Raw genomic sequence first — 6,383 nt, forward strand, 5'->3', positions numbered from 1 at the left:
ACAACAGCAAGACATCGCTGATTGAGCAGATCATCATCAGCCAGAAAGCAGGCGCACTTGATATCGCGCGTTTCGTTGCCGAAACTTTTGGCTATCCCTTGCTCGATCTCGCCGCCTTCGACGAGGCGCACATTCCGTCCGATGCAATCGATCGGAAGCTGATTGCCACGCACAAGGTAATCCCCCTCAACAAACGCGGCAACCGCCTTTCAGTCGCCATTGCCGACCCGACCAATCTGCGGGCCCTCGACGAAATCCGATTTCAGACAGGACTCGCAGTCGACCCTATCGTCGTCGAGCAATCCAAACTCGCACCACTGGTCGCCAAGTATGCCGAGTCGGCCGCAGATGCACTGAAAAGTTTTACCAGCGAAGACATCAATCTCGATTTTCTTGACGAAGAAGCGGCCGGCCAAGAGATCGATGATGCACCGGTAGTTAAATTTATTCAGAAAATGTTACTCGATGCCATCAACGATGGCGCATCGGACATCCATTTCGAGCCGTACGAGAAGTTTTACCGTATTCGCTTCCGAGTTGACGGCATTTTGCGTGAAGTTGCCACGCCGCCCTTAGCGATCAAGGAAAAAATTGCGTCACGCATCAAGGTCATTTCCCGGTTAAACATTGCCGAAAAACGTGTGCCACAGGACGGGCGCATGCGTCTGGTTCTATCTAAGAATCGCGCCATCGACTTCCGGGTCAGCACCCTGCCGACCTTGCAAGGGGAAAAAATCGTCATGCGGATTCTCGATCCGAGTTCGGCAACACTCGGCATTGAGGCGCTCGGCTACGAGCCGGAACAAAAGGCAGTGCTGATGGAAGCCATCAGCAGGCCGTATGGAATGATTTTGGTTACTGGCCCAACCGGCTCCGGCAAAACCGTATCGCTCTACACCTGTCTCAACATCCTAAACAAGGATGGCATCAACATTTCAACGGCCGAAGACCCTGCGGAAATCAATCTGCCTGGCGTCAACCAGGTGAATGTTGACGACCGCGCAGGTCTGACCTTCCCTGTCGCATTAAAAGCCTTTCTCCGCCAAGATCCGGATATCATCATGGTCGGCGAAATCCGCGACCTGGAAACAGCGGAAATTTCGATCAAAGCAGCCCAGACAGGCCACCTTGTACTCTCGACGCTGCACACCAATGATGCGCCGCAAACTTTGACCCGCCTAATGAACATGGGCGTTCCCATGTTCAACATTGCCTCCAGCGTTCTCCTTATCACCGCACAGCGTTTGGCTCGCCGGCTCTGCAATTGCAAAAAGCCGATCACCGTGCCGCAACAGGCGCTTCTTGATGCAGGTTTCACGGAAGCCGACCTCGATGGCTCCTGGACTCTGTTTGGTCCAGGTGGTTGTGATCGCTGCAAAGGCACCGGCTACAAAGGTCGAGTCGGCATCTATCAGGTCATGCCGATATCGGAAGCCATGCAGCGCCTGATCTTAAGCGGCGCATCCGCGTTGGATCTGGAAGCACAAGCAAAGCTTGAAGGCATAAAAAACCTGCGCGAATCAGGATTGTTGAAAGTAAAACAAGGCATGACGTCGCTTGACGAAGTTTTAAGCACCACCAACGCCTAATGAAAAGGAAAAGATATGGCTACCGCCGCAAGATCTAGGGCCTCGGCAGTCAAGGAAAGCACCTTCCTCTGGGAAGGGAAGAACAAGGATGGAAAATCCATTCGCGGTGAAATGCGCGCAGCGAGCGAGTCAGTTGTTCAAACGACGTTGCGCCGGCAAGGGGTGACCAATGCAAAGGTTAAGAAAGTTCGCTTCAAGACAGGCGGGAAAATAACCGAAAAGGACATATCCCTGTTCACCCGGCAATTAGCGACCATGATGAAATCGGGCGTCCCGCTATTGCAGTCTTTCGACATCGTCGGACGCGGCCATTCCAATCCGGCCGTTGGCAAACTACTACTGGATATCAAGTCTGACGTAGAAACTGGCAGTTCACTTTCACAAGCCTTCCGCAAATTCCCGGTGCAATTCGACGCGCTTTATTGCAACCTCGTTGCGGCCGGCGAACAGGCCGGGATTCTCGATACGCTACTCGACCGCCTTGCCACCTATAAAGAAAAGATAGTGGCGATCAAGGGAAAAATTAAATCGGCACTTTTTTACCCAATTTCGGTCATTGTGGTGGCATTCGTCATTACCGCAGTGATCATGATCTTCGTCATTCCAGCTTTCAAAGATGTATTCAAAAGTTTTGGTGCCGACCTGCCGGCACCTACGTTGTTTGTTATCGCCATTTCGGACTTCTTTGTAAGCTACTGGTGGGCAATATTTGGCGCTATCGGTGGTGGTTTTTATGCTTTCTTCTGGAGTTGGAAGCGTTCGGAGAAGGTACAGATGGCGATGGATCGCTTACTCCTTCGCACGCCAATTTTTGGCGAAATCGTTCGCAAATCAGTGATCGCTCGCTGGACCAGAACCTTGGCAACGATGTTTGCGGCTGGCGTTCCTCTAGTTGAATCACTCGAGTCAGTAGGTGGAGCAGCAGGCAATTACGTCTACAAAATCGCTACCCGACAAATTCAGAGTGAAGTATCGACAGGCACCAATCTCACGACCGCGATGCAAAACGTTAACCTTTTCCCGAACATGGTGACACAGATGGTCGCTATCGGTGAAGAGTCTGGAGCACTGGACTCGATGCTATCCAAAGTAGCAGACTTCTTCGAACAGGAAGTCGACGATGCAGTAGATGCAATGTCTAGTCTCATGGAACCGATGATAATGGTTGTTCTCGGCACATTGATTGGTGGCATGGTAGTAGCCATGTACCTCCCGATCTTCAAGCTTGGGTCTGTCGTTTGATGCTCCCCGAATCGCTGGGCGGCCTGGTCGCCATGGCCGGCCTGCTCGGACTGTGTGTTGGCAGTTTTCTCAACGTGGTCATTTACCGTCTGCCCAAAATAATGGAACAGGAATGGCAGGCGCAATGCGCCGAATTGCGAGGAGAAGTGAGACAAACTTCGGTGGAGTCCTTGTCGCTTTCCAAACCACGCTCACGCTGCCCTGCCTGCGGCCATCAAATTACGGCCCTCGAGAATATTCCGCTGATTAGTTACCTCTTCATTCTCAAGGGGAAATGCTCGGGATGTCATGCGTGCATTTCGCCCCGTTATCCGATTATCGAAGCGCTAACTGGTCTCATATCCGCCTATGTTGCCTGGCATTTCGGGCCGACACTTCAAGCTGCCGGGGGGCTTTTATTGGCCTGGGCCCTCATTGCACTCGCCGCCATCGACCTTGATACTCAACTGCTGCCTGACTCGATTACCCTACCACTGCTCTGGCTGGGTCTCGCACTAAACCTTTGGGGGGTGTATACCGACCTGCCCTCTGCGGTGATGGGCGCGATGTTAGGCTATTTGGCACTGTGGAGCGTATTCTGGCTATTCAAGCTGGCAACCGGTAAGGAAGGCATGGGTTATGGTGACTTCAAACTTCTTGCCGCGCTCGGAGCTTGGCTCGGCTGGCAAATGCTGCCCGCCATTATCCTGCTCTCCTCAGTCGTCGGCGCCATAGTCGGTATCACGCTAATCATTGCCACCCGACATGGGCGCAACGTTCCGATTCCGTTTGGTCCGTACCTTGCTGCGGCCGGCGGCATCGCTCTGTTCTGGGGCGCATCGATTACCAGCAACTATCTTGGTTTGATCGGTTGAAAAAAGCCGTCCTCGCCCCGATATAGCCAGCTCATACTCTCGGTTATAATTCAAGGTTTTGGAGGACTCCCATGCCGATTTACGAATATCGCTGTGACTCCTGCGGCTTCCAGAAAGAACATCTGCAAAAAATGAGCGACCCTGTGCTCACGATTTGCCCGGAATGCAGCAAGGAAAGTTATAACAAGCTACTTTCCGCCGCCGGCTTTCAGCTTAAGGGCAGCGGCTGGTATGCCACCGACTTCAAAGGTGGTGGCAATAAAAAAGACGCCGCGCCCCCATGCCAGACCGGAGAGGGAAGCTGCTCATCGTGCGCGGTCAACTGATCAAACGCTATTTCATCACAGGTCTACTGATCTGGGTCCCGCTGGTCATTACCGGCTGGGTTCTGTCGCTTATCGTCAGCACGCTCGATCAATCTCTGCGCCTGCTACCGGAAGGGATGCACCCACAAAGCCTGGTGGGCTTTGCCATCCCCGGCGCAGGAGCAGTCCTGACGCTGGCGATGATTCTGTTGACCGGCTTGCTCGCCACCAATTTCATTGGCCAGAAACTGGTGGTCTGGTCAGAAAAAGTTCTGGCTCGTATTCCGGTCGTAAACTCGGTCTACCATAGTGTCAAACAGGTTTCCGACACCCTTTTTTCGCCGAATGGCAACGCCTTTCGCAAGGCACTGCTCATCCACTATCCCCACCAGGGAAGTTGGACGATCGCTTTCCAAACCGGACATCCCGGCGGTGATATCGTCAATCATCTCGATGGAGAGTACGTCAGCGTCTACGTGCCGACTACGCCAAACCCGACTTCGGGGTTCTTTCTCATGCTACCGACTAAAGACGTCATTGAACTCGAAATGACCGTCGACGAAGCGCTCAAATACATCATCTCGATGGGCGTCGTGGCTCCCCAGCCGCACCCCCGCGTCATCACCAACACCTGAATCAACCGGAAAGTTTCATGCGTACCCATTATTGCGGACAACTCAATGCCGCCCTCGACGGGCAAATCGTCACTCTGTGCGGCTGGGCCCATCGTCGACGCGACCACGGCGGCGTTATTTTCATCGACCTGCGCGACCGCGAAGGTCTGGCCCAGGTCGTTTGCGACCCTGATCGAGCCGCCACTTTCGCCATCGCCGAATCGGTCCGCAACGAGTTTTGCCTTAAGATCACCGGCAAGGTTCGTCCGCGCCCGGCTGGCACGACCAATGCTAACCTGGCCTCCGGGGAGATCGAGGTCCTCTGCCACGAGATCGAGGTACTGAACCCGTCCGTCACGCCGCCGTTCCAGCTGGATGAAGATAATCTCTCCGAGAACGTTCGCCTCTTGCATCGCGTCATCGACCTGCGTCGCCCGCAGATGCAGAACAACCTGATGCTGCGCTACAAGACCTCCCGCGCCTTCCGCCGCTTCCTCGACGACAACGGCTTCATCGATATCGAAACGCCGATGCTGACCAAGTCGACCCCGGAAGGTGCGCGCGATTATCTGGTACCGTCACGCGTTCACCCTGGCCAGTTCTTCGCCCTGCCGCAGTCGCCGCAATTGTTCAAGCAGTTGTTGATGGTGGCTGGCTACGACCGCTACTACCAGATCGTCAAATGTTTCCGCGACGAAGATTTGCGCGCCGACCGTCAACCCGAATTTACCCAGGTTGATATCGAAACCTCGTTCATGAGCGAGGCTGAAATCATGGCTTTGACGGAAAAGCTGATCCGCACCGTCTTCAAGGAAGCGATCGACGTCGATCTGCCAGACTTCCCGCGCATGACCTACGCTGAAGCCATGCACCGCTTCGGCTCGGACAAGCCGGATCTGCGCGTTACCCTTGAATTGACTGAAGTCACCGATGCCTTCAAGGACGTCGCCTTCAAGGTATTTGCCGGCGTTGCCAACAGCGAAGGGGGGCGCATCGCCGCCATGCGCATTCCGGGCGGCGCCACGCTGACCCGCGGCGAGATCGATGCCTACACCCAGTTCGTCGGCATCTACGGCGCCCGCGGCCTGGCCTACATCAAGGTCAACGACGTCACCCAGATCAACGAAACCGGCCTGCAGTCGCCGATCGTCAAGAACCTGTCCGAGGCCTCGCTCAAGACCGTCATCGAGCGCACCGGCGCACAGTCCGGCGACCTGATCTTCTTCGGCGCCGACAAGGCCAAGATCGTCAACGATGCCCTCGGTGCCTTGCGCATCAAGATCGGCCACGAAAAAGGCTTCGTCACAGGCGCCAAGTGGGCCCCGCTGTGGGTCATCGACTTCCCGATGTTCGAGTACGACGACGAGAACAAACGCTGGTCAGCCTGCCACCACCCGTTCACCAGCCCCAAGGACGAGCATCTCGACCTGCTGGTCAGCGATCCGGGCAAGTGCCTGGCCAAAGCCTACGACCTGGCGCTCAACGGCTGGGAACTGGGCGGCGGTTCGGTCCGTATCCACCGCTCGGACGTTCAGGAAAAGGTCTTCTCAGCCCTCAACATCGGCCCTGAAGAACAACAGGCCAAGTTCGGTTTCCTGCTCGATGCGCTGAAGTATGGCGCCCCGCCGCACGGTGGCTTGGCCTTCGGCCTGGATCGCATTGTCACCATGATGACCGGTGCCGAATCGATCCGCGACGTGATCGCCTTCCCGAAGACCCAGCGTGCCCAGTGCTTGCTCACCGACGCGCCGTCCAGCGTCGACGAAAAGCAGTTGCGCG

6 protein-coding genes are annotated in these 6,383 nt (G+C 55.3%); all 6 read left to right on the plus strand.

Features of this window, described 5'->3' with window-relative positions:
* Positions 1-1,589: type IV-A pilus assembly ATPase PilB (pilB, locus tag ADADOO_RS01875; RefSeq protein WP_511274514.1), on the plus strand; the 1,589-nt coding region annotated here is incomplete at its 5' end.
* Positions 1,590-1,604: 15 nt separating this feature from the next.
* Positions 1,605-2,831, plus strand: a complete 1,227-nt coding sequence (locus tag ADADOO_RS01880; protein ID WP_511274516.1) for a type II secretion system F family protein — start codon at positions 1,605-1,607, stop codon at positions 2,829-2,831.
* Positions 2,831-3,685, plus strand: a complete 855-nt coding sequence (locus ADADOO_RS01885; RefSeq protein WP_511274520.1) for a prepilin peptidase — start codon at positions 2,831-2,833, stop codon at positions 3,683-3,685. The genes ADADOO_RS01880 and ADADOO_RS01885 overlap by 1 nt, the downstream gene beginning before the upstream one ends.
* A gap of 71 nt (positions 3,686-3,756) precedes the next feature.
* On the plus strand, positions 3,757-4,011 hold the full coding sequence (locus ADADOO_RS01890) for an FmdB family zinc ribbon protein (protein ID WP_511274517.1): 255 nt from the start codon (positions 3,757-3,759) through the stop codon (positions 4,009-4,011).
* Positions 4,011-4,625, plus strand: a complete 615-nt coding sequence (locus ADADOO_RS01895; RefSeq protein WP_511274522.1) for a DUF502 domain-containing protein — start codon at positions 4,011-4,013, stop codon at positions 4,623-4,625. Before ADADOO_RS01890 ends, ADADOO_RS01895 begins: the two co-directional genes overlap by 1 nt.
* 17 nt (positions 4,626-4,642) lie before the next feature.
* Positions 4,643-6,383, plus strand: a 1,741-nt coding sequence (gene aspS, locus ADADOO_RS01900; RefSeq protein WP_511274518.1) for an aspartate--tRNA ligase, incomplete at its 3' end; no start/stop codon positions are given.

It is taken from the genome of Azonexus sp. (assembly GCF_036170495.1).
Classification (GTDB): domain Bacteria; phylum Pseudomonadota; class Gammaproteobacteria; order Burkholderiales; family Rhodocyclaceae; genus Azonexus.